Origin of the sequence: Amycolatopsis sp. 3B14, from assembly GCF_050958625.1 — a bacterium.
In the GTDB taxonomy this organism is placed as follows: domain Bacteria; phylum Actinomycetota; class Actinomycetes; order Mycobacteriales; family Pseudonocardiaceae; genus Amycolatopsis_E; species Amycolatopsis_E thermoflava.
On record NZ_JBHZEN010000028.1, the window covers coordinates 186,335 to 210,587 of the forward strand.

General features: G+C 70.6%; 25 protein-coding genes and 1 pseudogene. 13 read left to right on the plus strand and 13 right to left on the minus strand.

Going from position 1 to position 24,253, the window contains the following annotated elements:
• The first annotated feature begins 14 nt into the window (after positions 1-14).
• A complete protein-coding gene (gene pruA, locus ACCP09_RS18195) occupies positions 15-1,643 on the plus strand; it encodes an L-glutamate gamma-semialdehyde dehydrogenase (protein ID WP_027934164.1) in 1,629 nt (542 codons plus the stop codon).
• On the opposite strand, the gene ACCP09_RS18200 is transcribed toward pruA, so the two are convergent.
• The 4 genes from ACCP09_RS18200 to rsgA form a co-directional block, all read right to left on the minus strand.
• Positions 1,640-2,383: a hypothetical protein gene (locus ACCP09_RS18200; protein ID WP_433748119.1), complete on the minus strand. Its 744-nt coding sequence runs from the start codon at positions 2,381-2,383 to the stop codon at positions 1,640-1,642. The genes pruA and ACCP09_RS18200 overlap by 4 nt on opposite strands.
• Positions 2,384-2,508: 125 nt before the next feature.
• The gene (locus ACCP09_RS18205; protein WP_231960734.1) at positions 2,509-3,333 is read right to left on the minus strand and encodes a hypothetical protein; all 825 of its coding nucleotides are present in this window, start codon (positions 3,331-3,333) and stop codon (positions 2,509-2,511) included.
• A gap of 85 nt (positions 3,334-3,418) precedes the next feature.
• Positions 3,419-4,246 (minus strand): hypothetical protein, encoded by an 828-nt coding sequence (locus ACCP09_RS18210; protein WP_433748122.1) that lies wholly within the window; start codon positions 4,244-4,246, stop codon positions 3,419-3,421.
• Between the two features lie 71 nt (positions 4,247-4,317).
• Entirely contained in the window at positions 4,318-5,307 is a 990-nt protein-coding gene (gene rsgA, locus ACCP09_RS18215; RefSeq protein WP_017984708.1) for a ribosome small subunit-dependent GTPase A, read from the minus strand.
• A gap of 108 nt (positions 5,308-5,415) precedes the next feature.
• Here rsgA and ACCP09_RS18220 point away from each other — a divergent pair, with 108 nt between their 5' ends.
• Positions 5,416-6,186: an SOS response-associated peptidase gene (locus tag ACCP09_RS18220; protein ID WP_433748126.1), complete on the plus strand. Its 771-nt coding sequence runs from the start codon at positions 5,416-5,418 to the stop codon at positions 6,184-6,186.
• Positions 6,183-6,791, plus strand: a complete 609-nt coding sequence (locus tag ACCP09_RS18225) for an alpha/beta hydrolase family protein (RefSeq protein WP_027934168.1) — start codon at positions 6,183-6,185, stop codon at positions 6,789-6,791. Before ACCP09_RS18220 ends, ACCP09_RS18225 begins: the two co-directional genes overlap by 4 nt.
• 254 nt (positions 6,792-7,045) lie before the next feature.
• Here ACCP09_RS18225 and ybaK read toward each other — a convergent pair whose 3' ends face one another.
• Positions 7,046-7,522: a Cys-tRNA(Pro) deacylase gene (ybaK, locus tag ACCP09_RS18230; RefSeq protein ID WP_433748130.1), complete on the minus strand. Its 477-nt coding sequence runs from the start codon at positions 7,520-7,522 to the stop codon at positions 7,046-7,048.
• Positions 7,523-7,764: 242 nt separating this feature from the next.
• Here ybaK and ACCP09_RS18235 point away from each other — a divergent pair, with 242 nt between their 5' ends.
• Together ACCP09_RS18235 and rsrA are read left to right on the plus strand one after the other, a co-directional pair.
• Positions 7,765-8,400, plus strand: coding sequence for a sigma-70 family RNA polymerase sigma factor (locus tag ACCP09_RS18235; protein WP_026153467.1), 636 nt, complete (start codon positions 7,765-7,767; stop codon positions 8,398-8,400).
• A complete protein-coding gene (gene rsrA / locus ACCP09_RS18240; RefSeq protein ID WP_433748133.1) occupies positions 8,397-8,717 on the plus strand; it encodes a mycothiol system anti-sigma-R factor in 321 nt (106 codons plus the stop codon). The genes ACCP09_RS18235 and rsrA overlap by 4 nt, the downstream gene beginning before the upstream one ends.
• Positions 8,718-8,777: 60 nt before the next feature.
• On the opposite strand, the gene ACCP09_RS18245 is transcribed toward rsrA, so the two are convergent.
• A complete protein-coding gene (locus ACCP09_RS18245) occupies positions 8,778-8,852 on the minus strand; it encodes a 50S ribosomal protein bL37 (RefSeq protein ID WP_369794341.1) in 75 nt (24 codons plus the stop codon).
• A 113-nt stretch (positions 8,853-8,965) separates the two neighbouring features.
• Here ACCP09_RS18245 and ACCP09_RS18250 point away from each other — a divergent pair, with 113 nt between their 5' ends.
• A complete protein-coding gene (locus ACCP09_RS18250; RefSeq protein ID WP_017984702.1) occupies positions 8,966-10,471 on the plus strand; it encodes a sensor histidine kinase in 1,506 nt (501 codons plus the stop codon).
• A 1,125-nt stretch (positions 10,472-11,596) separates the two neighbouring features.
• On the opposite strand, the gene ACCP09_RS18255 is transcribed toward ACCP09_RS18250, so the two are convergent.
• A complete protein-coding gene (locus ACCP09_RS18255; RefSeq protein ID WP_026153466.1) occupies positions 11,597-11,848 on the minus strand; it encodes a WhiB family transcriptional regulator in 252 nt (83 codons plus the stop codon).
• 264 nt (positions 11,849-12,112) lie between these two features.
• Complete coding sequence (locus ACCP09_RS18260) at positions 12,113-13,024, minus strand: diacylglycerol/lipid kinase family protein (RefSeq protein WP_027934170.1); 912 nt, start codon at positions 13,022-13,024, stop codon at positions 12,113-12,115.
• A gap of 265 nt (positions 13,025-13,289) precedes the next feature.
• On the opposite strand from ACCP09_RS18260, the gene ACCP09_RS18265 reads away from it, so the two are divergent.
• Positions 13,290-13,760: a DUF7144 family membrane protein gene (locus tag ACCP09_RS18265; RefSeq protein ID WP_208722397.1), complete on the plus strand. Its 471-nt coding sequence runs from the start codon at positions 13,290-13,292 to the stop codon at positions 13,758-13,760.
• On the opposite strand, the gene ACCP09_RS18270 is transcribed toward ACCP09_RS18265, so the two are convergent.
• The 3 genes from ACCP09_RS18270 to ACCP09_RS18280 form a co-directional block, all read right to left on the minus strand.
• Positions 13,757-14,239, minus strand: a complete 483-nt coding sequence (locus ACCP09_RS18270; RefSeq protein WP_027934172.1) for a GNAT family N-acetyltransferase — start codon at positions 14,237-14,239, stop codon at positions 13,757-13,759. The two genes, ACCP09_RS18265 and ACCP09_RS18270, sit on opposite strands and share 4 nt — an antisense overlap.
• Positions 14,240-14,287: 48 nt before the next feature.
• Positions 14,288-15,394 carry a cobalamin-independent methionine synthase II family protein gene (locus tag ACCP09_RS18275; protein WP_433748140.1) on the minus strand — a complete coding sequence of 369 codons (1,107 nt, stop codon included), beginning with the start codon at positions 15,392-15,394 and terminating at the stop codon, positions 14,288-14,290.
• A 94-nt stretch (positions 15,395-15,488) separates the two neighbouring features.
• Positions 15,489-16,070 carry an acid phosphatase gene (locus ACCP09_RS18280; RefSeq protein WP_020420492.1) on the minus strand — a complete coding sequence of 194 codons (582 nt, stop codon included), beginning with the start codon at positions 16,068-16,070 and terminating at the stop codon, positions 15,489-15,491.
• Positions 16,071-16,128: 58 nt separating this feature from the next.
• On the opposite strand from ACCP09_RS18280, the gene ACCP09_RS18285 reads away from it, so the two are divergent.
• Complete coding sequence (locus tag ACCP09_RS18285; RefSeq protein WP_123684951.1) at positions 16,129-16,596, plus strand: hotdog fold domain-containing protein; 468 nt, start codon at positions 16,129-16,131, stop codon at positions 16,594-16,596.
• Here ACCP09_RS18285 and ACCP09_RS18290 read toward each other — a convergent pair.
• Positions 16,590-17,234, minus strand: coding sequence for a hypothetical protein (locus ACCP09_RS18290; protein ID WP_027934175.1), 645 nt, complete (start codon positions 17,232-17,234; stop codon positions 16,590-16,592). The two genes, ACCP09_RS18285 and ACCP09_RS18290, sit on opposite strands and share 7 nt — an antisense overlap.
• 126 nt (positions 17,235-17,360) lie before the next feature.
• Here ACCP09_RS18290 and ACCP09_RS18295 point away from each other — a divergent pair, with 126 nt between their 5' ends.
• Together ACCP09_RS18295 and ACCP09_RS18300 are read left to right on the plus strand one after the other, a co-directional pair.
• On the plus strand, positions 17,361-18,959 hold the full coding sequence (locus ACCP09_RS18295) for a GMC oxidoreductase (RefSeq protein WP_433748145.1): 1,599 nt from the start codon (positions 17,361-17,363) through the stop codon (positions 18,957-18,959).
• A gap of 192 nt (positions 18,960-19,151) precedes the next feature.
• Positions 19,152-19,445, plus strand: coding sequence for a hypothetical protein (locus tag ACCP09_RS18300; protein WP_433748147.1), 294 nt, complete (start codon positions 19,152-19,154; stop codon positions 19,443-19,445).
• Between the two features lie 4 nt (positions 19,446-19,449).
• Here the strand turns inward: ACCP09_RS18300 and ACCP09_RS18305 are convergent, their stop codons facing one another.
• Entirely contained in the window at positions 19,450-20,052 is a 603-nt protein-coding gene (locus ACCP09_RS18305; RefSeq protein ID WP_433748150.1) for a dTDP-4-dehydrorhamnose 3,5-epimerase family protein, read from the minus strand.
• A 339-nt stretch (positions 20,053-20,391) separates the two neighbouring features.
• On the opposite strand from ACCP09_RS18305, the gene ACCP09_RS18310 reads away from it, so the two are divergent.
• The 3 genes and pseudogenes from ACCP09_RS18310 to ACCP09_RS18320 all read left to right on the plus strand — a co-directional run.
• Positions 20,392-21,612: an NAD(P)-dependent malic enzyme gene (locus ACCP09_RS18310; RefSeq protein WP_354955168.1), complete on the plus strand. Its 1,221-nt coding sequence runs from the start codon at positions 20,392-20,394 to the stop codon at positions 21,610-21,612.
• Positions 21,613-21,669: 57 nt separating this feature from the next.
• Entirely contained in the window at positions 21,670-22,758 is a 1,089-nt protein-coding gene (locus tag ACCP09_RS18315) for an ABC transporter ATP-binding protein (RefSeq protein WP_433748154.1), read from the plus strand.
• A 161-nt stretch (positions 22,759-22,919) separates the two neighbouring features.
• Positions 22,920-24,107 (plus strand): annotated as a pseudogene (locus ACCP09_RS18320) (S8 family peptidase); the annotation flags it as partial.
• Between the last annotated feature and the right edge of the window lie 146 nt (positions 24,108-24,253).

The window sequence follows — 24,253 nt, forward strand, 5'->3', positions numbered from 1 at the left end:
TCGAGGAGGTAGGCATGGACGCCATCACGAACGTGCCCGTCCCGGTCAACGAGCCTGTCCGGACCTACGCGCCGGGCAGTCCCGAGCGGGAGTCCCTGCAACGCCGGATCGCCGAGCTGGAGGGCGACAAGCACGAGCTGCCGCAGACCATCGGCGGCAGGCGGCGGATGGCGGGCGGGGACACCTTCGACGTCGTCCAGCCGCACGACCACGCGCACGTGCTGGGCACGTCGGCGCAGGCCACCCGCGAGGACGTCGCGGACGCCGTGGCCGCCGCGAAGGAGGCCGCTCCCGCCTGGCGGGAGATGCCGTTCGACGAGCGCGCGGCGGTGTTCCTGCGCGCCGCGGACCTGATGGCCGGCCGGCACCGCGACACGCTCAACGCCGCGACGATCCTCGGCCAGTCGAAGTCGGTGCAGCAGGCCGAGATCGACGCCGCCTGCGAACTGATCGACTTCCTGCGGTTCAACGTGCACTACGCGCGCCGGATCCTCGCCGAGCAGCCGAACTCGGTGCCGGGCGCGTGGAACCGCATGGACTACCGGCCGCTGGACGGGTTCGTCGTGGCGATCACCCCGTTCAACTTCACCGCGATCGCAGGCAACCTGCCCAGCGCACCCGCGTTGATGGGCAACACGGTCGTCTGGAAGCCGACGCCGACCCAGCAGCTCGCCGCGCACTACACGATGCAGGTGTTCGAGGAGGCCGGCCTGCCGCCGGGCGTGATCAACCTGGTGACCGGTGACGGGCACGCGGTCAGCGAGGTCGCGCTCGCCGACCCCGGCTTCGCCGGCCTGCACTTCACCGGTTCGACGGCCACGTTCAAGTTCCTGTGGCGGCGGATCGCGGAGAACCTCGACACCTACGCCAGCTACCCGCGCATCGTCGGCGAGACCGGCGGCAAGGACTTCGTCGTCGCGCACGCCTCGGCGAACCGCGAGAAGCTGGTGGCCGGGCTCGTCCGGGGCGCGTTCGAGTACCAGGGGCAGAAGTGCTCGGCGGCCTCGCGTGCGTACATCCCGCGGTCGCTGTGGGACAGCGGGCTGCGGGACGAGCTGGCGGACCTGACGCGGACCGTGAAGTACGGCGACGTCGCGGACCTGTCGGTGTTCGGCGGAGCGGTGATCGACGCGCGGGCGTTCGCGAAGCACCAGCGGCTGCTGGACAGTGTGGACGCGGACAACGACCTCGACGTGCTGGTCGGCGGCCACTGCGACGACTCGATCGGGTACTTCGTCGAGCCGACCGTGCTGGTGTCCGACGATCCGGCGCACACCGCGTTCGCCACCGAGTACTTCGGCCCGATCCTCGCGGTGCACGTCTACGACGACGGCTCGTACGGCGAGATCCTCGAACTGGTCGACCGCACCTCGCCGTACGCGCTGACCGGCGCGGTGTTCGCCGACGACCGGGCCGCCGTGCAGCAGGCGCACCAGACGCTGCGGTTCGCGGCGGGCAACTTCTACGTCAACGACAAGCCGACCGGGTCGATCGTGAGCCAGCAGCCCTTCGGCGGTTCCCGCGGCTCCGGCACGAACGACAAGGCCGGGTCGATGTTCAACCTGCTCCGGTGGACGAGCCCGCGGTCGGTGAAGGAGACGTTCGACGCGCCCACCGCGATCGGCTACCCGCACATGGGTTAGCCGGCGGGCAGCTCGGCGACCTGGTCGGCAGGCGGGGCGGCGATGTCGACCGGTTCGCCCCAGCCGGTGTAGCGCATGGTCATCGGGCCCATCTGCGGGTCGCCCGCGGACGTGAGCCCGCTGAAGTCGAACAGCATCTGGGCGGGGAGCTGGTCGGCGTCGAGCCACAACTCCATCGGCGCCGTCCGGCCTGCCATCTCCGGCAGCCCGGAGGTCTTCCCCAGGTCGACGGTGATCCAGTAGTGGCTGACCTGCTGCCCGTCGAGCGTGGTCTGCTCGCTGCGGTCGATGGTGCCGCCCTTGCGGACGTCGTCGAGCACCTGGGCGGGATCGCTCTGGCCGGACTCGCGCATCATGGCGCCGAGTTCCTTGCCCTTCGCGCTGTCCGCCGGGTAGCGGCCCCACGGCTTGCCTCCGGTGAGCCCGCGGGCCTGTTCCGGGATCGACACGTACTGCGCGCCGTCCACCACGCGCGTCTCGGATGTGACGCCGTCGGCTGTGTGCGTGATCTTCATGGCCCAGCCGGGCTCGGTGAACCGCATCTCGCCGGTGGCGGTGGTCTCGCGGCCGGCCACGGTCATCGCGACGGAGAACCGCACCGTCTGGGCCTTGCCCGTCTGCTCGGTCGCGGCGCGCACCAGAGTCTGCGCGTCGCCGAAGAGGGCGGGCCCGGCGGCTGGGCTCGCGCCGCAGGCGCTGACCAGCAGCGCGAGGACGAGGACCAGAGCTGACTTTTTCACGCGGGTTCCCCCCGGTCGGATCACCTCTGCCGGGTGAACTACCGGACATATGTCGCGAAGGGACACTCGCGTTACCGAAAACGGCGCGGTCCCGGCGAACCGAGACCGCGCCGCAACAACGGGTGTCAGCCGCCGATCTTGAGCTCGCCCACCTGGTCGGCGGGCGGGGCGGTGACGTCGACCGGGGCGCCCCAGTCGCTGTACTTCATCGTGATCTTCGCCTGCTGCGCCTCGGCGGGCGCGCCCACGGCCTGCATCACCGGGCCGAGGTCCTGCGTGATCTGCACCGGCAGCTGGTCGCTGTTCAGCCACAGCTCCATCGGGTAGGTCACGTTCATCGACTTCAGCTGTTCCAGCGTCTCCGCGGGCAGGCCGGACGAGGCCAGCTCGTCGGACGCCTTCGCCACGTCGATCGTGACCCAGTAGTGGCTGACCTGCTGCCCGTCGAGCGTGGTCTGCTCGCTGCGGGTGATCGTGCCTGCCTTTTCGATCTGCTCCAGCGTCTTCGACGGGTCGTTCGACTCGGCCTGCTCGAGGCTCGCGCCCAGCGTCTTCGCGGCCTCGCTGCCCTCCGGGAACGTCGCCCACGGCTTGCCGCCGGTCGCGGCCTGCGCCTGCTCCGGCAGCTTGAGGTAGAGGACCTTGTCGACGATGCGCATCTCCTGGCTCTGCCCGGCGACGGTCATCGTCATGGCGATCGCGCTGTCGGCGCCGTTGAAGCGGCCCTCGCCGGAGCCGGTCATCTGCTGGCCGGCGATCGAGCCGGAGATGCTGAATTTCGCCGACTGCGCCTGACCGGTCTTCGCCGACGCCGCCCGGACGAGCTCCTGCGCATTGCCGAACAGCGTCGGCCCCGCGGTCCCGCCGCTGGAGCCGGACTCCCCGCCACCACACGCGGTGAGCCCGAGCACCAGCGCCAGGATCCCGGACGCGAGAGCGGTTTTCTTCATGTGGAACATTCCCCTTTGGTCGGGGCCACCCGTCTTCGGGTGGCTAACGGGGATATGTCCCAAGAGGACTCCGGCGTTACTTCCGTCAGCTCGCGGTCTTCAGCTCGCCGACCTGATCGGCGGGCGGGGCCGTGACGTCGACCGGCGCGCCCCAGTCGCGGTACTTCATCGTCATCGTGGCGTTCTGCGAACCGGCCGGCGCGCCCGCCGCCTGCATCACCTGCGTCAGGTCCTGTGTCACCTGCACGGGCAGCTGGTCGGAGTCGAGCCAGATCTCGACCGGGATGACGGCGCCGGAGTTCTTCAGCTTGTCCAGCACCTCCGGTGGCAGTTCACCGGTGTTGAGCGTGTCGGTGGCCTTCGCCACGTCCAGGTTGACCCAGTAGTGGCTCACCGGCTGCCCGTCGAGGGTGGTCTGCTCGCTGCGGGTGATCGTGCCGGCCTGCTGGATCTGCTCCAGGATCTGCGTCGGGTCGCCCTGGGCGGCCTGGTCCATGCTCGCGCCGATGGCCTTGCCGACCTCGCTGTCCTCCGGGACCTTCGCCCACGGCTTGCCGCCCTCGACCGCTCGCGCCGCCTGTTCCGGCGGCAGCTTCAGGTAGAGGACCTCGTCCACGACCCGCATCTCCTGGCTCTGCCCGGCGACGGTCATGGTCATGCTCATCGCGGGCGAGGGCCCGGCGAAGCGCCCTTCGCCGCCGGCGTCCAGGGTCTGGCCTGCCACCGAACCGGTGAGCGTGAACTTCGCCGTCTGCGCCTGGCCGGTCTTGCCGGACGAGGCCAGCACCAGTTCCTGGGCGTTGCCGAACAGCGCGGGCGTCTCGCCCGCCTGCCCGGACTCGGCGGTCGAACCACAGGCGGTGGTGCCGGCGACCAGCGCCAGCGCACCCGCCAGGAGAGCGATTTTGCGCATGACAAGAATCCCTCAGTCGAATGTCCCCCATGTGGGTTGTCACCGACTGGGATGGGCAAACCGGGCGAAGATCAAACCTCCATGCCCGCCCGCGACGCGAGCAGGCGGCGCAGCGATGGCAGGCGGCGCTTGTCCTCGACCTCGTCGAGCATGCAGTCCGGGTCCTCCGGCGGTCCGAGGTGCCCGCACCCCGGCGGGCACTCCTCGGCGGCCTCGGCGAACTCGTCGAAGGAGGCCACGATGTCGTTCGCGGTCACGTGCGCCAGGCCGAACGACCGCACACCGGGCGTGTCGATCACCCAGCCGCCGTCGGGCAGCGGCAGCGCGACGGCCGCGACGGAGGTGTGCCGCCCCTTGCCGACCGCGCTGACCTCACCGGTGGCCAGCTCGGCGTCCGGCACCAGCCGGTTCACCAGTGTCGACTTGCCGACGCCGGAGTGGCCGACGAGCGCGGACACCCGGCCGCGCACGGTTTCGGCCAGCGGTAGCGAATCCTCGTCGAAGCGGGTCACCACCGCGGGCACGTCCAGCTCGGCGTAGCGGGACAGCAGCTCGTCCGGGCTCGCCAGGTCGGCCTTCGTCAGGCACAGGACCGGCTGCAGCCCACCGGCGTAGCAGGCCACCAGGCAGCGGTCGATAAACCCGGGCCGCGGCGGCGGATCGGCCAGCGCGGTGACGATGAGCAGCTGCTCGGCGTTGGCGACGACCACCCGCTCGAACGGGTCCGTGTCGTCGGCCGTGCGGCGCAGCAGGCTGGTGCGCTCGTCGACCCGGACGATGCGGGCCAGCGTGCCCGGTTCGCCGCTGGTGTCGCCGACCAGGCCGACCTGATCGCCCACGACGACCGGGGTCCGGCCCAGCTCACGCGCGCGCATGGCGGTGACCAGGCGGCCGGGGTCGCTGTCGATCGCGCAGGTCCAACGGCCGCGGTCGACCGCGATCACCATCGCCTGGGTGGCGTCGGAGTGGGTCGGCCTGCGCTTGCTGCGTGGGCGCGAACCCTTTCCCGGGCGCACGCGGACATCGCTTTCGTCCAGATCGCGCCAGTCCCTGCGTGCCAAGCCCCGAGCCTCCTTCCGAGCACAGATGATCCCCCATCCCGCTCGCCAGTGGTGCGCCACCCGTGTCACGATGGGTTATCCGCAGCCGGTCCGAAGGAGTTGGGCGAGATGTGCGGCCGCTACGCGGCGAAGAAGAACCCGGCCGATCTGGCCCAGGAGTTCGACGCCGTGGACGAGACCGACGGCAAGGCGCGCGAGGCCGACTACAACGTCGCGCCGACCAAGAACGTGGTCACCGTGGTGCAGCGGCACCCGCGGGATGCCGACGGGCAGGTCCTGGAGGACGAGCCAGCCGTGCGCAGCCTGCGGGTCATGCGCTGGGGGCTGGTTCCGTTCTGGGCCAAGGACGTGTCCGTCGGCAACCGGATGATCAACACCCGCGCCGAGACGGCGGCCGAGAAGCCGGCCTTCAAGAAGTCGCTCGCGCAGCGGCGCTGCCTGGTGCCCGCCGACGGCTGGTACGAGTGGCGGCGCACGGGAAAGCAGAAGGAACCGTTCTACATGACCCGGCCGGACGGCCACTCGCTGTCCTTCGCCGGGATCTGGGACACCTGGCGTGACCCGAAGGCCCCGGATGCCCCGCAGCTGATCACCTTTTCCATCATCACGACCGACGCGGCCGGGCGGCTGACCGACGTGCACGACCGGATGCCGCTGGTCATCCACGAGCGGAACTGGGCGGACTGGCTCGACCCGGACCGCACCGAGGTCGGCGAGCTGCTGGCGCCGCCGATGGACCTGATGGAGACCATCGAGCTGCGGCCGGTGTCCGACCGGGTCGGCAACGTGCGCAACAACGGCCCGGAGCTGATCGAGCGGGTCGAGCCGGCCACCGACCTGGACGCCGCCGAAGCCCTGTTCGACCTGCCGAACCCATGACCCGGATCGAGATCCCGACACCGCACGGCCCGGCCATGGCGGAGCTGCATTGCGCGCCCGACGGCGAGGCGGTGCTGATGCTCGGCCACGGCGCCGGCGGCGGGATCGAGGCGAAGGACCTGGTCGCGGCCACGCGCGCGGGACAGGCGGCCGGGGTGCACGTCGCGCTGGTCGAGCAGCCCTACCGGGTGGCAGGCCGCCGGGCGCCCGCGCCTGCGAAGCAGCTGGACACGGCGTGGCTCGCGGTGGCCGAGGAGCTGTGCGACCGCTTCGACGACCTGCCGATGGTGTTCGGCGGCCGCTCGTCGGGGGCGCGGGTGGCGTGCCGGACCGCGGCGGCCGGGCAGGCGGTGGCGGTGCTGTGCCTGGCGTTCCCGGAGCACCCGCCGGGCAGGCCGGAGAAGAGCAGGCAGGCCGAGCTGGACGCCGTGGAGGTCCCGACGCTGGTCGTGCAGGGCGAGACCGACCCGTTCGGCTGCCCGAAGCCGGGGCCGCACCACGAGGTCGTCGTGGTGCGCGGGACGCACGCGCTGGACGCCGACCTGGAAGCGGTGTACCGCACGGTGCACGAGTGGCTCGCGAAGGTGCTGCGGCCACTGACGTAGGCGGCAGGCGTCGGCTGGGCGGCGTCGCGCCCGAGGCACGGTGCTCGCCGCGGCGCCGGTCAGCGCGGTGGTGGCTGGGTGCCGCCAGCCGGGTCAGGCGCGGATGGGCGCCACGGTGGCGGAGGTCAGTCGCACCAGGTCAGCGGGCACCAGTTCTACCTCCAGGCCGCGGCGGCAGGCGTCGGCTGGGCGGCGTCGCGCCCGAGGTACGCTGCCTGTGTCGGCGCGATCGTGGCCGGGTGCCGCCAGCCGGGTCAGGCGCGGATGGGCGCCACCGTGGCGGAGGTCAGGCGCACCAGGTCAGCGGGCACCAGCTCCACCTCCAGGCCGCGACGGCCTGCCGAGCAGTAGATCGTCTCGAACTTCTCCGCCGTCTCGTCGATCACCACGGGCAGCCGCGAGCGCTGGCCCAGCGGCGAGATGCCGCCGAGTACGTAACCGGTCGCGCGCTGGGCGGCCGCCGCGTCCGCCATCTTCGCCCGCTTGCCGCCGACCGCCGCGGCCAGCGCCTTCAGGTCCAGCTGTCCGGTGACCGGCACCACGCCCACCGTCAGCTTTCCGTCCACATCGGCCACCAGCGTCTTGAACACGCGGTCCGGTTCGAGCCCAAGCACCTCGGCCGCTTCCAGGCCGTAGGACTCGTGCTTCGGATCGTGGTCGTAGGCGTGCAGCTTGTGTGCGACTTTCTGCTTCGCGAGCAGGGCGGTCGCCGGCGTTCCCTTCCCGGCCATGGGGTGCACGTTAGCCGGGAGGCGCAAGTCCTTTTCCCGCGGCGGGGAATGTGCCCGGATCGTGCGGTGTTGACAGGGACGTGCCGTCAAAGCTTGCTGATCGACGAGCCCGTGTGCAGGCCGTCACCCGGCCGGCCGGTGTACCCGGCCCGGCCAAGCCCGTCCGCGTATCCTCGAAGCTGTCGTATGCGCACCCGGCCACGGGTGTGGACCGCTTCGACGCGGATGGGAAAGGGAACGGTTTGCCGAGCACGCAGAACTCCGCGGTGCCCGAATCCGGCTCCGAGCAGGAGCCGGTCGAAGAGCGCGCCGAGCGCTTCGAGCGCGACGCGATGCCGCTGCTGGACCAGCTGTACTCGGCCGCTCTGCGCATGACGAGGAACCCGGCGGACGCCGAGGACCTCGTGCAGGAGACCTACCTCAAGGCCTACGGCGCGTTCGCCTCCTTCAAGGAGGGCACGAACCTCAAGGCCTGGATGTACCGCATCCTCACCAACACCTACATCAACGGGTACCGGAAGCGTCAGCGTCAGCCGGTGCAGCAGCCGACCGAGGAGATCACCGACTGGCAGATCGCCCAGGCGGAGAGCCACACCTCGAGCGGTCTGCGGTCGGCCGAGGTCGAGGCGATGGACCGGCTGCCCGACAGCGACGTCAAGGACGCGCTGCAGCAGCTGCCGGAGGAGTTCCGGCTCGCCGTGTACCTCGCCGACGTCGAGGGCTTCGCCTACAAGGAAATCGCCGAGATCATGGACACGCCGATCGGGACCGTGATGTCCCGCCTGCACCGTGGCCGCGCCCAGCTGCGCAACCTGCTCGCCGACGTCGCGCGCGAGCGCGGCTTCATCCGCGGCGCCAAGCAGGAGGTAGCGCGATGACCACCGGTCGTGAGCCGCACAAGGACGACGTCCGCTGTTCCGAGGCGCTCGCCGAGATCTTCCTGTTGCTGGATCGCGAGTGCAGCCCGGAGCGGGACGCGCAGCTGCGCAAGCACATCGAGGACTGCCCGCCGTGCCTCGAGGAGTACGGCATCGACGAGCAGCTCAAGCAGCTCCTGCACCGCAAGTGCGGCGGCGACACCGCACCGGACGAGTTCAAGCAGAAGCTGCGGGCGTCGATCTACCAGACGGTCGAGCGGCGCGGTGACTTGACGATCGAGCGGACCGAGGTCCGGCTCGAGCAGAACGCCGAGTAGTACCCCGGACACGACGAAGGCCCCGGTGCATGACACCGGGGCCTTTCTCGTTGCCCGAACTCAGCTGTTGGGCTTCTTGCCGTGGTTGGCGCCGTTCTTCCGGCGGTCGCGGCGCTTGCGGGCTCGCTTCGACATGCCTGCTCCTTCCCTGGTCGCGATCTGCCCACCAGTGTCTCAGGTTCGCCCCGACGGGTGCTGGGAAGGTCCCGCTCTGGTTCACTTGAGCTGCCCCGAGGAGGAGTACCAGCGTGACGACACTTTCCGACCTGCTGGCCGAGAACACCGGCCTGTCCGGCGAGGCGGCGGACCACCTCCAGGCCGTGGTGGCCGAGTGGCAGCTGCTCGCCGACCTGTCCTTCGCCGACTTCCTGCTGTGGGTGCCGGTGTCGCCGGAGCACAACGAGCAGGGCGGCGACTTCGTGTGCGTCGCGCAGGCCCGCCCCACCACGGCGCCCACCGCGCACCCCGAGGACGTGGTCGGCGCGCGGTTCACGGTGGCGGACCACCCGCAGCTCGCGCGGGCGATCCGGGAGGTCCGGATCTGCCGCGAGGAGGACCCGCACTGGTACCGCGATCTGCCGATGCGCCGGGAGGCGATCCCGGTCACGTTCGGTTCGAACGTGATCGCGGTGCTGTCCCGTGAGACGAACCTGGCCGCGCCGCGCGTGCCGAGCCCGCTCGAGGTGGCTTACCTGGGTAGTGCGGGCGATCTGTGCCAGATGATCGTCGACGGCACGTTCCCGCACGTGGACAGCCAGACGGACGTGCACACGAGCCCGCGGGTGGGGGACGGGCTGATCCGACTGGACGCGGCCGGCAACGTGGTGTTCGCGAGCCCCAACGGTCTGTCGGCGTACCACCGGATGGGCCACGAGTCGGACCTGGTGGGGACGCGGTTGGCGCCGTTGACGCGGTCGCTGATCCGGGACCCGTTCGACGCGACGGAGGTCGCGCACCGGATCCTGGACGCCCTGGACGGGAAGCCGGGCAGCCGCACGGAGGCCGAGTCGCGGCGGGGTGCGGTCGTGTTGTTCCGGGCGTTGCCGCTGCGGCCGCACGGGCAGCCGGCGGGGGCGCTGGTGCTGTGCCGGGACGTGACCGAGGTGAAGCGGCGGGACCGGGCGCTGCTGTCGAAGGACGCGACGATCCGGGAGATCCACCACCGGGTCAAGAACAACCTGCAGACGGTGGCCGCGTTGCTGCGCTTGCAGTCGCGGCGCACCTCGAATGCCGAGGCGAGACAGGCGCTGACGGAGTCCGTGCGGCGGGTCGCGTCGATCGCGATGGTGCACGAGGCGCTGTCGGTGTCGGTCGACGAGCGGGTCGACCTGGACAAGCTGCTGGACAACGTGCTGCCGATGGTCGGCGAGGTGGCGACCGCGGAGTCGCGGGTGAGCATCAGCCGGTCCGGCTCGTTCGGGGTGGTGGTCGCGGAGATCGCGACGCCGCTCGTGATGGTGCTGGCGGAGCTGGTGCAGAACGCGGTGGAGCACGCCTTCCCGGATGGGCGGCCGGGCAAGGTGGAGATCGTGGTGAGCCGCTCGGCGCGCTGGCTGGATGTTCTGATCCGCGACAACGGCCGGGGGTTGCCGTCCGGGTTCTCGCTGGAGCGGGCTGACGGGCTGGGGCTGCAGATCGTGCGCACCCTGGTCGAGTCCGAGCTGCGGGGCTCGCTGTCGTTGCGAAAGCTGCGGGACGGTGCGGCGCGCGGTACGGAGGCCGCGTTGAGGCTTCCCCTGGGGCGGCGGCCGTAGTTTTTTTTGGGCCCGCTGGGGTGGGCGGGTTGTGTTGGCGAGTCGCGCCCGTGCGAGGTTGCCGCTGCACCTGCTTGAGGGGGCCAGTCCTGGCTGCGTGAGGTGGCCGGTCGGGGCTGCGTGAGGTGGCCGGTCGGGGCTGCGTGAGGTGGCCGGTCGGGACTGCGTGAGGTGGCCGGTCGGGGCGCGGGTGAGTGGATCAGTCGCGCCCGTGCGCGGTGGCCGCTGGTGGCTGCGTGAGGTGGCCGGTCGTGTGGCCCGCGGTGAGGTGGCCAGTCGTGCTTGCATGGGGTGGCCACCGGTGCGTGTGTGAGGTGGCCGGTCGTGTGCTTCCCACGAGTGGGTCAGTCGCGCCTGCCCGAGGTTGCCGCTGGCACCCGCGTGAGGTGGCCAGTCGGGACTGCGTGAGGTGGCCGCTGGCACCCGCGTGAGGTGGCCAATCGGGACTGCCCGAGGTTGCCGCTGGCACCCGCGTGAGGTGGCCAGTCGGGACTGCGTGAGGTGGCCGGTCGGGGCGCGGGTGAGTGGGCCAGTCGCGCCCGCGCGAGGTGGCCGCTGGTGGCTGCGTGAGGTGGCCAGTCGCGCCCGCGTGAGGTGGCCAGTCGCGCCCGCGCGAGGTGGCCAGTCGTGTCCGGTGAGGTGGCCAACCGTGCCCGCGTGGGTAGGCCAGTGGTGCGTGGAGCGCGAAAGGGCCGGCGAGAGGCCGGAGAGGGCCAGCGAGAGAGCCAGCCAATGGTGCCTAGGCGAGAGGGCCAACAGTGCCCGTGTGAGTGGGCGTCTCGCGCGGATGGGAGGCGCTCAGACAGGGCGACGGCCGGTGCCGGTGACGAAACGGGAGCAGCCGCCAGGCAGGAGCGGCAGCTGGAGTTGGTCGGAGCAGGAGCCGACGCCGGACGAAAGCAGGAGCCCAGGAGTCGGGTGGACCGTCACCGGGCATGTGCGGAACCCACTCGGGCGAGAGCAGCCGAAAGCCAAAATCCCTGCTCAGGACGTTCAAAAGCCCGGCACCCGCGGGAGGTGGGTGCCGGGCCTTCGAACGTTAAGTGGGGGCGTGTGAGCCCCTGCGTCAGGTCCCGCGTACTCTCGTAAGAGACGCGTTAAGCGACGCCGCAGCGCGTGGAGAGGTCAGGCGGTGCGCATGCCGATGTGAGCACGACGGCGCTTCAGGGCACGGCGCTCGTCTTCGCTCATCCCGCCCCAGACACCGGAGTCCTGGCCGCTGGCCAGGGCCCAGGCCAGGCACTCGGACGCTGCCGGGCAGCGGTGGCATACGGCTTTCGCCTCGGCGATCTGCAGCAGCGCGGGACCGCTGTTCCCGACAGGGAAGAACAGCTCGGGGTCCTCGTCGCGGCAGGCAGCGTCGTGGCGCCAGTCCATTTCTGTGAGCTCCTTCTCGGGGCGCAGAGCGTGCTGCGCCACAGGTCGTCATGGCGGATCGTTTCTTGGGGTGCTTGTGAATGCTTTCACGAAGCACCGCTTTCGACAAGTGTTTTCGCAACATCGGTGAGTCAGCTCACCTGGTCAGGCGACCCCGCTGACCTGCGGTTTCTCTCCGAAACGGCCTTCGCGGGGGAAGGACGATGCGGTGAGTGGACCGTGTGCGTCGACGAACGGCAAGTTGCAGATCGCCGGACCGATCACTCACGCCAGCACGGTCAGCACGTCGGGCACGCTGGTGAAGTCCACCTGCGTCCGACGGCCGATCAGGTCGCCGTCGACCTGGAAGTTTACCGGCTCCTCCGCGGTCACGCTGAGTTTCGCCAGGTCGTCGTACTTCACGAGCGCCTTGCCGCGGTGCTCGGCCTCCGCCCGCAGCGCCTGGCGGACGTGCCGGAACACCAGCGGCAGCGACAGCTTGCGCAGCGCGAACAGCCCGAGACCCCGCTCGAAGGAGCTGCCGGTGTTGAGGTGAACGGGCCGCTCGCCGAGGTAGCTCCACGGATCCGTGTTGGACACGAACGCCATCCGCACCTCGGCCGGCTCCTCGCCGGGTACGTGCACGGTGAGCGGCAACCGGGGGGACCGCGGGCGGAAGTAGCACGTCACCGCCGCCCGCATGTACAGCTGCGCGTTGGTCTGTTTCCCGCGCCGGTCGGCGACCGTGGCGACCACGTCGGCGTCCCAGCCGAGGCCCGCGTTGAAGGTGAACCACCGCCCGTCCGCCAGGCCCAGCCCGACGCGGCGGCTGCGGCCCGACTCGATGGCCGACAGCAGCTGGTGCGTGGCCTCCACCGGATCCCGGGAAACACCGAGGGCGCGCGCGAACACGTTGGCCGACCCGCCGGGCACGACGCCGAGCGCGGGCACCGGCGCGCCAGGCCCGTCGGCGAGCAGGCCGTTGACGACCTCGTTCACCGTGCCGTCACCGCCATGGGCGACCACCAGGTCGACCCCGTCCCGTGCGGCGTCCCTGGCCACCGCCAGCGCGTGGCCGCGGTAGTCGGTCTCCACGACCTCCAGCTTCACCTGGCTGGCCAACGCGTGCGCGAGCACGTCCCGCCCGCCTGCCGTCGTGGACGTGGCCTGCGGGTTGACCACCAGAATCGCGCGCATGCTCGCAGGGTAGGCCAATCGGGCGCATCCCAAGCGTCAGCGCGAACCTCATCACTGCGAAAAGACTGCCGGTTGACCTCCCGTCGTTCGGCACGGTCCGTTCGTCGTGACAAGTGCACCCCGGGCGTCCGCCGGCTCATCGACGACACCCAGATCTTGGCGCGGTTGGCCGCGGTTCGAAAACGGCCGACCGGGTGGCTTAGTATCGATGGCGTTCACGCACGGTCACCCGTGCCGCTCAGCCGCTGGTGGAAGGCCCTTCGCGATGGCGCTCGCCGACAAGATTTCACCCGCTCCGCGCGAGGTCAGGGTGGCCGGCGCGCTGACCGTCCTGCCGGGGATCGGCCTGCTGGTGTTCGGCGCGCTGCTGTTCGCCTCGCCCGGTGACTCCATGCCGCTGACCAGCGTGCTCGCCGAGGGTGCCTTCTACGTGCTGTTCGGGCTCGCCGTCGTCGGCTGCGCGATCGGGCTGCTGTTCGGCCACACCTGGGCCCGCTCGCCGGGGCTGGTGATGGCGCTCATCACCGCGGGCGTCGGCTGGTACATGGCCGGGCCGTCCGGGCGGCCGGCGTTCGGGGTGCCGATCATCGTCCTCGGCGTGGCGATCATCGTGCTGCTGTTCCGCCAGCCCGCGCGGGCGTGGGCGCTCGGGCAGCACGAGGACGAGACGGAGGAGGAAGCCGCCGAGCGCGGCGGGATGGCCGGCCGCCGCCGGGAGCGCGGCGAGGAGGACTAGGCGAGCTTCGCGAGCTTGTCCAGCGCGGTGTCGGTGAGGCGGTAGACGGTCCACTCGTCCATCGGGGTCGCGCCGAGGGACTTGTAGAACCCGGTCGCCGGGTTCCAGTCCAGCACCGACCACTCCAGCCGCGCGAAGCCGCGGTCAACGCACTCCTTCGCGAGCGTCGCCAGCAGCGCCTTGCCCAGGCCGGAGCCGCGCAGCTCGGACTTGACGAACAGGTCCTCCAGGTAGATGCCGTGCACGCCGCGCCACGTGGAGAAGTTCAGGAACCACAGCGCGAAGCCGACGATCTCGCCGTCCTGCTCGGCGACGTGCCCGAACACCGCCGGGTTGTCGCCGAACAGCGCCACCCGCAGGCGGTCGGCCGTCAGGTGGCAGTCCTGCGGCGCCTTCTCGTAGGCGGCCAGTTCGTGCACCAGCTGCGCGACTTCGTCCACATCGGACTCGCGGATCCGGCGGATGCGGCTGTCGGGCATGGGGACTCCCAGGATTCGGCGGGTGAGCTGCACCCGATCCTGCCAGACTCAGACCCCGCCCCAGACCCGCTGCGCCACCGTAACCGTCAGGTCCAGCTTCCGGCGCTGATCGTCCCAAGTCAGCGGGTTTCCCCGCACCTCGGATGCGAACCCGCACTGTGGGCTGACCGCCAGATCCGCCAGCGGGACGATCCGCGCGGCCTCGTCCACCCGCCGGGCGAGCTCGTCGGCGTCCTCCAGCTCACCGGTCTTCGTCGTGACCAGGCCCAGCACGACCCGCACCCCGTCCGGCACGTGCTGGAGCGGCTCGAAGGTGCCGGCACGTTCGGTGTCGTACTCCAGCAGCCAGTGGTCCACCGGGATGCCGCCGAACACGTCCGCCGCGATGTCGTCGTAGAAACCCTCGTTGAACCACTGGCCGCGGTAGTTGCCGCGGCAGATGTGCATGCCCACCACGACGCCGCGGTCGCGCAGCAGCCGGACGACGGCCGCGTCGGCTTCGATGCAGCGGCGCAGCAGATCCCGCGCGTCGATGCCCTCCGACTCGAGGAGCCCGAGGATGCGCGGATTGGCGAAGGCGATGAAGCACGGCGCGTCGATCTGGACTTGCCGGACGCCGTCCTCGGCGAGCGCGGCGGCCTCCTGCAGCAGGACGGCCGCCAGGTCGTCGACGATGTCGGCGCGGCTGGGGTAGTGCGGGCCGCTGACCCGCGGGTCCCAGTTGGCCACCACGAAGTTCGTGACCTCCGGGATGGCGATCTTGAACGGGCCGGGCGCGTGTGCGGCGAGGAAGGCGGCCTCGCGGTCGGTGAACCGTTCGCGGTAGGCGAGCTTGCCCCCGATGAGCCGGAGGATGTCGCTGTCCTCCTCGGCGTGGTCGCCGGACCGCCATTCCAGCGACGGCGCCTGCGCGGCGAAACCGTCCACGTGCTCGGTGAGCCTGCTCATGAAATCCGTTCGCAGGTACTCGCCGTCGGTGTAGACGCCGATGCCGCTGTCCTGCTGCGCCGAAAGCGCCACCAGGATCGACTCCTGCTCGACACGCCGCAGCCCGGCGTCGTCGAGCCGGCCAGCGGCGTGGTCGGCCCGTGCCTTCAGCAGTCGCGGGGGACGGAGGAGGCTGCCGACGTGGGTGGCCCGAGCGAAGGAGTGCACGGCTCGACGCTAGGCGAGCTGGATGGCGCCGGCCTGTCCTCGTTGACCTCGATTCAAGCGAGCTGACCGCGTCGGTGGTACGGGATCGCTACGGTCAGGACGGCGGGATGTTCAGGTGCTCGATCTTCGGCTCGCCGCGCTCGTCGCCGAGGACCGTCACCCCGGCCGGGTCCAGTCCGAAGTGGACACCGGCGGTGGCGGGCAGCCCGATCCAGCGTGCGATCAGCACCCGGCTGAAGTGGCCGTGGCCGACGAGGATCACCTCGGTGTCGGCCAGCGCCGCGCGCACCCGCTCCAGCAGGGCGTCCGCGCGGGCAGTCACCTGCTCGACGGTCTCGCCGCCGGGCATCTCGTGCGTCCAGACGGTCCAGCCGGGCACGGTCTTGCGGATCTCCGGCGTGGTGACGCCCTCGTAGTCGCCGTAGTCCCACTCCGCGAGGTCCTCGGTCTGCTCGTCGATCCGCAGCCCGGCCAGCTCGGCCGTGCGCACCGCGCGCTGCCGCGGGCTGGTCAGCACCAGCGCGGGGCCCTTGCGGAGCGTCTGCAGGGTCAGGCCGGCGGCGCGCGCCTGGTTCTCCCCGGCGGGGGTCAGCGGGATGTCGGTGCGACCGGTGTGCTTGCCGTTCACCGACCACTCGGTCTGACCGTGGCGGAAGAGGAAGAGCTCGTGGTCCACGTTTGCGAATATAGCCACCGGTCTGCTTTGCTACCGGTCGGTAACATTGGAGGAGCCGGTGGTTTCGACCTACTCGTTGTGGCAGCGGCTGAGCGCGCTGCCCGGCGGCAAACGACTGTTCTCGACCGCGATTTGCCTGCGTGTGCCCTATTTCGGTTCGGTGCTGCCGACCGTGGAGGAGCTGCGTCCCGGCTACTGCGCGGTGCGCGCGCCGAAGTGGTGGGGTGTTCACAACCACATCGGCACGTTTCACGCGATCGCGGCGTGCAACCTCGCGGAGATCGCGATGGGGATGCTCGCCGAGTCGACCCTGCCCGCCACGCACCGGTGGCTGCCCAAGGGCATGACGGTGCGGTACGTGGCGAAGGCGGAGACGGGCCTCCGTGCGGTCGCCGAGCTGCCGGAGATCCCGGAGTTCGGCGCCGATGGCGTGGAACTGCCGGTGCCCGTCGTCATCTCCGACCGGGCGGGCAAACCCGTCGTCACCGCCACCATCACGATCTGGGTGACGCCCAAACGTCAGTAGTCGCGCAGGCGGACCGTCGTGGTCTGGGCGTAGGAGTTCGTCCCGGACGCGGCGGGCAGGCCGAGCCGGTGGTCGACCACCCGGCCGAGCGGGCCGCAGTTCTCCGTCGCCGGCACGGCCAGTTCGTGGTCGTAGGTGGCGAACTTCAGGGTCAGCGGATCGGTCGAGACGACCTCGGTCGGCCCGTCCGCCCGCAGGACGGAGTGGATGACGCCGGTCGCGCAGTCGCGCGGCAGGTAGGGCGCGTCGAACTCGGCGACCAGGTCGATCTCGCCCTTGCGTTCGTCGTTGGACTGGAAGTCGGAGTGGCCGCCGTAGCCGAACCGCACCGTGGCGCGCGGCAGTCCGGGCACCGCGACCGGCTCGGATCTCAGCGCGCCGAACACCTGCGCGTACCGGCCGTCCAGTTGCCCCTCGGCGAAGGTCAGGCGCATCGGGCCCAGCGGGAGGTCCCGGACGTCGCCGAAGGACATGGTGGCGGTCGAGTCGAGCACCTCGCAGCGCCACTGGCTCGGGTCGGCGCCGGCGGGCAGGGCGGGGCAGTCCGCGAACGTGTCCTCCGCGGCGCGGGCGGGGAGAGCGCTGGTGACCGTCAGGGCGAGTGCGGCGACGGCGGCCGCTGCGAGCGCGATCTTCATGATCCAAATCCTGTCCGACCTGCGCAAACGGCACCATCGGGGAAAGCCCGGAGCCGACCCTGGCATCGCCCCACTAGGGATTAACACCGTTTACAAAGCGCGGCTGATCCGAATATGGTTCGCGTTATGTCCTTCTCTCGACGCCGGTTCCTCGGCCTGACCGCGCTCAGCTCCGCCGCCACGCTCGGGCTGACCACGATCTCGACCCGGACCTCCGCCTCGGCGGCCACCGACTACTCGCCGGCCGTCGTCGTCGGCACCGGCTACGGCGCCGCCGTCACGGCGCTGCGCCTCGGTGCGGCCGGCGTCCCGACGCTGATGCTCGAAATGGGCCAGCTGTGGAACACGCCGGGCGAGGACGGCAAGATCTTCTCGGACATGCTCAGCCCGGACCGCCGGTCGTCGTGGTTCAAGAACCGCACGGAGGCGCCGCTGGCCTCGTTCCTGTGGCTCGACCTGGCCAACCGCGACATCGACCCGTACGCCGGTGTGCTGGACCGGGTGCACTTCGGCGACATGTCGGTCTACGTCGGCCGCGGTGTCGGCGGCGGCTCCCTGGTCAACGGCGCGATGGCCGTGACGCCGAAGCGCTGGTACTTCGAGGAAATCCTGCCCGAGGTCGACGCCGACGAGATGTACGGCAGGTACTACCCGCTCGCGAACTCCATGCTGGGCGTGAACAACATCGACCCGGACTGGTTCGAGACCTGCGACTCCTACCAGTTCGCGCGTGTCTCACGGAAGCACGCGCAGAAGACCGGGCTGAAGACCACGTTCGTGCCCAGCGTCTACGACTTCGACTACATGCGCCGCGAAGAGGCAGGCGAGGTGCCCCGCTCCGCGCTGGCCTCGGAGGTCATCTACGGCAACAACCACGGCAAGCGCTCGCTGGACAAGAGCTACCTGGCCGCCGCGCTGGGCACCGGCAACGTCACCATCCAGACGCTCACCGAGGTCCGCGACATCGCCCAGCAGCAGGACGGCACGTACACGTTGACGGTGCGGCAGATCGACGCCGATGGCAACGTGCTCGGCGTGCGTCAGCTGGGGACGAAGTACCTGTTCCTCGGCGCGGGCAGCCTCGGCTCGACCGAGTTGCTGGTGCGGGCGCGCGACACCGGCAAGCTGCCGGACCTCGGCGAGGACATCGGCCAGGGCTGGGGCACCAACGGCAACGTCATGCTGGGCCGGGCCAACCACGTGTGGGACCCGGTCGGCGCCGTCGAGTCGGGCATGCCCGCGCTCGGCATCGACGCGTGGGAGGACCCGGTCAATCCGGTGTTCGCCGAGATCGCGCCGGTGCCCGCCGGGCTGGAGACGTGGGCGAGCCTGTACCTGGCGATCACGAAGAACCCCGAGCGCGGGTGGTTCAAGTACGACCCGGGTGCCGACAAGGCCGTTCTGCAGTGGGACGTGGCGCAGGGGCAGCCGTCGATCGACGCGGCGAAGAGCCTGTTCGACCGGATCAACTCGGCGAACGGGACGATCTACCGCTACGACCTGTTCGGCGACACCCGCGCGTTCGAGAACCGGTTCACCTACCACCCGCTGGGCGGCTTGGTGCTGGGCAAGGCGACCGACCTGTACGGGCGCGTGAAGGGCTACCGCAACCTCTACGTCACGGACGGCTCGCTGATCCCGGGTAGCACGGGCGTGAACCCGTTCGTCACGATCACCGCGCTGGCCGAGCGCAACATCGCGCGGGTGCTGGCGGAGGACTTTTAGCCCGTCTCAGCCGACGGGTGAACGAGACGTCCGAAATCCGCCAGCACGCTCGCGGCCGGTCGGCCGAGAATCCGGTCGTGATCGTGCGAGCGCGGGGAATCCGCATCCGGCACCGCGGGTGTGAACCGCAGGTCCACCCCACCGCCTTGCGTCTACGTAGCGACCGCGGCGACGGTCCTGCAGCGCGCGCGGTTGGGGGCCGGCTCGGTCGTCGCTGTCGGCGCGCTCGTCCATGCGCGCACCGTTCTGCCGGACGAGTACTTCGTGCCGCCGCACACCGTGGCGCTCGACGCGCCGGTGCGGCTGCTGGCCCCTGGAGATCCGGGCCTGGCCGAGGCCGTCCGGCGGGTGGGCTTCGCGCAGGCGGCGTTCGGCGTCGACGCGGAGTGGACCGACCGGATCAGCCGGTACGAGCGCATCGCGGAGGTGCGCGTCGCCGAGTTCGGCGCGCACGCGGACGATGAGCGTGTGAACGTCGTCGGATGAGGCTCTAGCCCGCGCGGAGTTTTTCGTAGTGGGCGACGCAGTCGGCGTAGACCGGCAGCAGTCCGGCGGCGGCGGCCTCGGCGAGAGCCGGGGCCGCTTCGTCCTTTTCGGACAGGATCGGCGCGAGGTCCGACGGCCAGGGGAGGCTCAGTTCCGGGTCCAGCGGGGTGATCCCGTGTTCGCCCGATGGGTTGTACCCGGTGGAGCAGAGGTAGGCCATCACGGTGTCGTCCTCCAGTGCGACGAACGCGTGCCCGAGGCCTTCCGCGATGTAGACCGCGCGGTAGTCCACCGAATCGAGCCGCACCGCGTCCCAGGTGCCGAACGTGGGCGAGCCGATCCGCAGGTCCACCACGACGTCGAGCAGCGCGCCGCGCGGGCAGTAGACGTACTTCGCCTGGCCGGGCGGCGTGTCGGCGAAATGCACTCCCCGGATCGTCCCTCGCCGGGACACGCTGTGGTTCGTCTGCGCCACGTGCAGCGGGTGCCCGATCGCCTCGACGAGCGCCGCCTCCTGGAACGGCGCGACGAAAAGGCCGCGGTGGTCCGGGAACGAACGCGGCGTGAACTCGTAGGCGTCGGGGACGGCGAGCTGGCGGACCTCCATACACCGAACCTTAGCGGGGCACTCCCAAGCCGGACGGACGTCTTGCTAGAACCCCGTTGACCTCCCCTTTTTGTGACATCAACCGCACCTCGGCATCACAACCGGTGCGGAGCCTGCAACACTGGGGGGACCGCCGCGTCCGCGGCCGTCGCCTCACCAAGGGCTCCGCACGGCCGAGACGGACGCCGAGCCGGCTGCCGGCGCCACCGCGCCCGGGCTACCGAGCTGCGAGATCAACCACGCCACTGGGGGATGGGGCAGTGTCCCCGCACACGGTCCCGGGAGGGATTCATTTCCATGACCTACGCTCAGACCTCTGATACGAGGGCAGGGACATCGATGAACGACGAGGTCAGCAAGAGCACGGCGGCCGAGGCAGTGCCGCCGACGGGTACCGACTACTCGCCGGTGACCGACGACGAGATCTTCCGCGGTCACGAGGGCGGCAAGCTCTCGGTGGCGGCCACGCGCCCGATCTCGCAGCCGCGCGACCTCTCGATCGCCTACACGCCGGGGGTGGCCAAGGCGAGCCGCGCCATCGCCGAGAACGCCGAGCTGGCCCAGCGCTACACGTGGGCGCACCGGCTGGTGGTCGTCGTCAGCGACGGCACCGCGGTGCTGGGGCTTGGCGATATCGGCGCGAGCGCGTCGCTGCCCGTCATGGAGGGCAAGTCGGTGCTCTTCAAGACCTTCGGCGGCCTGGACTCGATCCCGCTGGTGCTGGACACCAAGGACGTCGACGAGATCGTCGAGACGCTGGTGCGGCTGCGCCCGTCCTACGGTGCCGTCAACCTGGAGGACATCTCCGCGCCGCGCTGCTTCGAGCTGGAGGACAAGCTCAAGGAGGCGCTGGACTGCCCGGTCATGCACGACGACCAGCACGGCACGGCGATCGTGACGCTGGCCGCGCTGCGTGGCGCGAACCTGGTGCTCGACCGGGACATCAAGCAGCAGCGGGTGGTCGTCTCCGGCGCGGGCGCCGCGGGTGTCGCGTGCGCGAAGATCCTGCAGGAGGCCGGTGTCGCCGACGTCACGGTGCTGGACTCGCGCGGCATCATCCACTCCGGCCGGGACGGGCTGAACCCGGTCAAGGAAAAGCTGGCCCAGACCACCAACAAGGCCGGTCTGCGTGGCGGCCTGGCCGAGGCGCTGCGTGGGGCGGACGTGTACCTGGGGCTGTCCGGGTCCACGATCGAGCCGGAGTTGCTGGCCGACATGGCCGATGACCCGATCGTGTTCGCGTTGTCCAACCCGGACCCGGAGGTCCACCCGCACGAGGCCGCCAAGTACGCGGCGATCGTGGCGACCGGGCGCAGCGACTTCCCGAACCAGATCAACAACGTGCTCGCCTTCCCCGGCGTGTTCCGGGGCGCGCTGGACGCGGGCGCGCGGGCGATCACCGAGAACATGAAGCTGGCGGCCGCCGAGGCGATCGTCGCCGTCGCGCAGGACGACCTTGGGCCGGACCGCATCGTGCCGAGCCCGCTCGACCCGCGCGTCGCCCCCGAGGTCGCCGCCGCCGTGGCGAAGGCGGCGATCGAGGACGGCGTCACCGGCTAAGCTGGACCTTCCCGGAGGCGCTGGGCGCGTCTCCGGGAAGGCTTTCGCTGGGAGGGCGTGTTGATCGAGTTCGACGGCGTGACCAAGCGCTACCCGGACGGCACGCTCGCCGTCGACGATCTGAGCCTGACGGTCGAGGACGGCACCATCACGGTGTTCGTCGGGCCGTCGGGCTGCGGGAAGACGACGTCACTGCGGATGATCAACCGCATGGTCGAGCCGACCTCGGGACGGGTGCTGCTCGACGGCAAGGACATCCGCGAGCAGGACCCGCCGGTGCTGCGGCGCGGCATCGGGTACGTGATCCAGAACGCCGGGCTGTTCCCGCACCGGACGGTGCTGGACAACGTCGCCACCGTGCCCGTGTTGTCCGGGTGGGGCAAGCGGAAGGCGCGCGACCGCGCGGCAGAGCTGCTGGAGATCGTCGGTCTGCCCGCGGAGCTGGGGAAGCGTTATCCGGCGCAGCTGTCCGGTGGTCAGCGTCAGCGGGTCGGGGTCGCCAGGGCACTGGCCGCGGACGCGCCGGTGCTGCTGATGGACGAGCCGTTCTCGGCCGTCGACCCGATCGTGCGGGAGGGCCTGCAGGACGAGTTGCTGCGGCTGCAGTCGCAGCTGGGCAAGACGATCGTGTTCGTCACCCACGACATCGACGAGGCCGTGCGGCTTGGCGACAAGGTGGCCGTGATGCGCGTCGGCGGTCGGCTGGCGCAGTACGGCACGCCGGCCGACGTGCTGCGGCACCCGGTGGACGACTTCGTGGCGTCCTTCGTGGGCCGCGACCGTGGTTACCGTGGACTGTCTTTTGTGGACTCCACTGGTGTGGAAGTACGTTCGGTGGCGACGGTTCCATTGGGCGACAACGTCTCCGGTCCGACGGAGGAGTGGCTGCTCGCGGTGAACGATTCCGGGCAGCCGCGTGGCTGGCTGGCTCCCGGGTCCAGTGTGGACGGCGGGCTGGCCGAGTCGGACCTGGTCGCCGGTGGTTCGCTCTACCGGCGCGGCACGTCGGTGCGGGGCGCGCTGGACGCGGCGTTGTCGTCGCCGGCCGGGCTGGGGGTCGTGGTGGACGAGACGGGCAAGGCCGTGGGGGCGGTGACGGCGCGGCAGGTGCTGGACGTGATCGAGGGCGTCACGGCAGCGGACTGATCCAGACCGGGCGGCTGGTCCGCCCTACTTTCGCCGGGAGCCACCCGGGTGCCAGTCCTTCCGCGGGGCGGTAGCGCGGTCCTACCGTGAAAAAGTCTCACCCCTTGCGGCGCGGTGAGCGATTCCCCAGCTCATCGCGCCGGCCCTGCCAAGGAGGACTCATGTCCAAGTCCCTGCTCAGCAAGGCCAGATCAGCCGGTGTGGCGCTCGCGGCCGCGGCGGTCGCGACCGTCGGGTTCACCGCCCCGGCTTCCGCCCAGGAGGGGTCGATCGTCGGCGCGGATGCGCCCGGCGCGATCTCCGGCAGCTACATCGTGGTGTTCAAGGAATCGTCGTCACCGGTGTCTTCGCTGGTCAGCGAGGTAACCGGCAAACTCGGCGGCAACGTGCGGCAGACGTTCTCGCGTGCGCTGCACGGCTATTCGGCGTCGATGAGCGAGTCGCAGGCGAAGCGGGTCGCGGCCGATCCGTCGGTGGCGTTCGTGGAGCAGAACCGGCGCGTCACGATCACCGCCACGCAGGCGAATCCGCCGTCGTGGGGCCTGGACCGCGTCGACCAGCGCAACCTGCCGCTGAACCAGGCGTACAACTACTCGACCACCGCGTCGAACGTGCACGCCTACATCATCGACACCGGCATCAACCTGAGCCACAGCGACTTCGGCGGCCGCGCGACGTCCGGCTACGACTTCGTCGACGGCGACTCGAACGCCAGCGACTGCAACGGCCACGGCACGCACGTCGCCGGAACTGTCGGTGGTTCGGCGTACGGTCTGGCGAAGGGGGTGCAGTTGACCGCCGTGCGGGTGCTCGACTGCGAGGGTTCGGGCACCTACGACCAGGTGATCGCCGGCATCGAGTGGGTCACCCAGAACGCGGTGAAGCCGGCGGTGGCGAACATGAGCCTCGGCGGCGGTGTGTCGACGGCCGTGGACAACGCGGTGAAGGCCTCGATCGCGGCGGGCGTGACGTACGCGGTCGCGGCGGGCAACAGCAACACGAACGCCTGCAGCTCGTCCCCATCCCGCGTCCCGGCGGCGATCACCGTCGGAGCCACGACGAGCACGGACGCACGGGCGAGCTACTCGAACTACGGCAGCTGCCTGGACATCTTCGCGCCCGGCAGCAGCATCAAGTCGGACTGGATCGGCAGCACGAGCGCGACGAACACCATCAGCGGCACCTCGATGGCAACGCCCCACGTCGCCGGAGCCGCAGCGCTCTACCTGGCAACCCACACCTCCGCGACGCCCCAGCAGGTGCGAGACGCACTGGTGGCAGCAGCCACGACGGGCAAGGTGACCAGCGCAGGAACAAACAGCCCCAACGTCCTGCTGTACACGGGCGCGTAGCGCCAGGGCTTTGAACCCAAGGTAGCTGGGTGGTCATCCCGTCGCCTGACACGCAACGATCACCTTGAGCCAGGGCCGCAACCCGCGCTGGGTCCGGCGGCCGAAAACCCAAAGCTTGGGGCCCTGGCTCAAGGTGATATGCA

Coding starts and splice junctions, on each gene's coding strand:
- pruA (WP_027934164.1), top strand. CDS start 15: ATGGACGCCATCACGAACGTGCCCGTCCCGGTCAACGAGCCTGTCCGG.
- ACCP09_RS18205 (WP_231960734.1), bottom strand. CDS start 3,333: ATGAAGAAAACCGCTCTCGCGTCCGGGATCCTGGCGCTGGTGCTCGGG.
- ACCP09_RS18210 (WP_433748122.1), bottom strand. CDS start 4,246: ATGCGCAAAATCGCTCTCCTGGCGGGTGCGCTGGCGCTGGTCGCCGGC.
- ACCP09_RS18220 (WP_433748126.1), top strand. CDS start 5,416: ATGTGCGGCCGCTACGCGGCGAAGAAGAACCCGGCCGATCTGGCCCAG.
- ACCP09_RS18225 (WP_027934168.1), top strand. CDS start 6,183: ATGACCCGGATCGAGATCCCGACACCGCACGGCCCGGCCATGGCGGAG.
- ybaK (WP_433748130.1), bottom strand. CDS start 7,522: ATGGCCGGGAAGGGAACGCCGGCGACCGCCCTGCTCGCGAAGCAGAAA.
- rsrA (WP_433748133.1), top strand. CDS start 8,397: ATGACCACCGGTCGTGAGCCGCACAAGGACGACGTCCGCTGTTCCGAG.
- ACCP09_RS18255 (WP_026153466.1), bottom strand. CDS start 11,848: ATGGACTGGCGCCACGACGCTGCCTGCCGCGACGAGGACCCCGAGCTG.
- ACCP09_RS18260 (WP_027934170.1), bottom strand. CDS start 13,024: ATGCGCGCGATTCTGGTGGTCAACCCGCAGGCCACGTCCACGACGGCA.
- ACCP09_RS18265 (WP_208722397.1), top strand. CDS start 13,290: ATGGCGCTCGCCGACAAGATTTCACCCGCTCCGCGCGAGGTCAGGGTG.
- ACCP09_RS18270 (WP_027934172.1), bottom strand. CDS start 14,239: ATGCCCGACAGCCGCATCCGCCGGATCCGCGAGTCCGATGTGGACGAA.
- ACCP09_RS18290 (WP_027934175.1), bottom strand. CDS start 17,234: ATGAAGATCGCGCTCGCAGCGGCCGCCGTCGCCGCACTCGCCCTGACG.
- ACCP09_RS18295 (WP_433748145.1), top strand. CDS start 17,361: ATGTCCTTCTCTCGACGCCGGTTCCTCGGCCTGACCGCGCTCAGCTCC.
- ACCP09_RS18305 (WP_433748150.1), bottom strand. CDS start 20,052: ATGGAGGTCCGCCAGCTCGCCGTCCCCGACGCCTACGAGTTCACGCCG.
- ACCP09_RS18310 (WP_354955168.1), top strand. CDS start 20,392: ATGAACGACGAGGTCAGCAAGAGCACGGCGGCCGAGGCAGTGCCGCCG.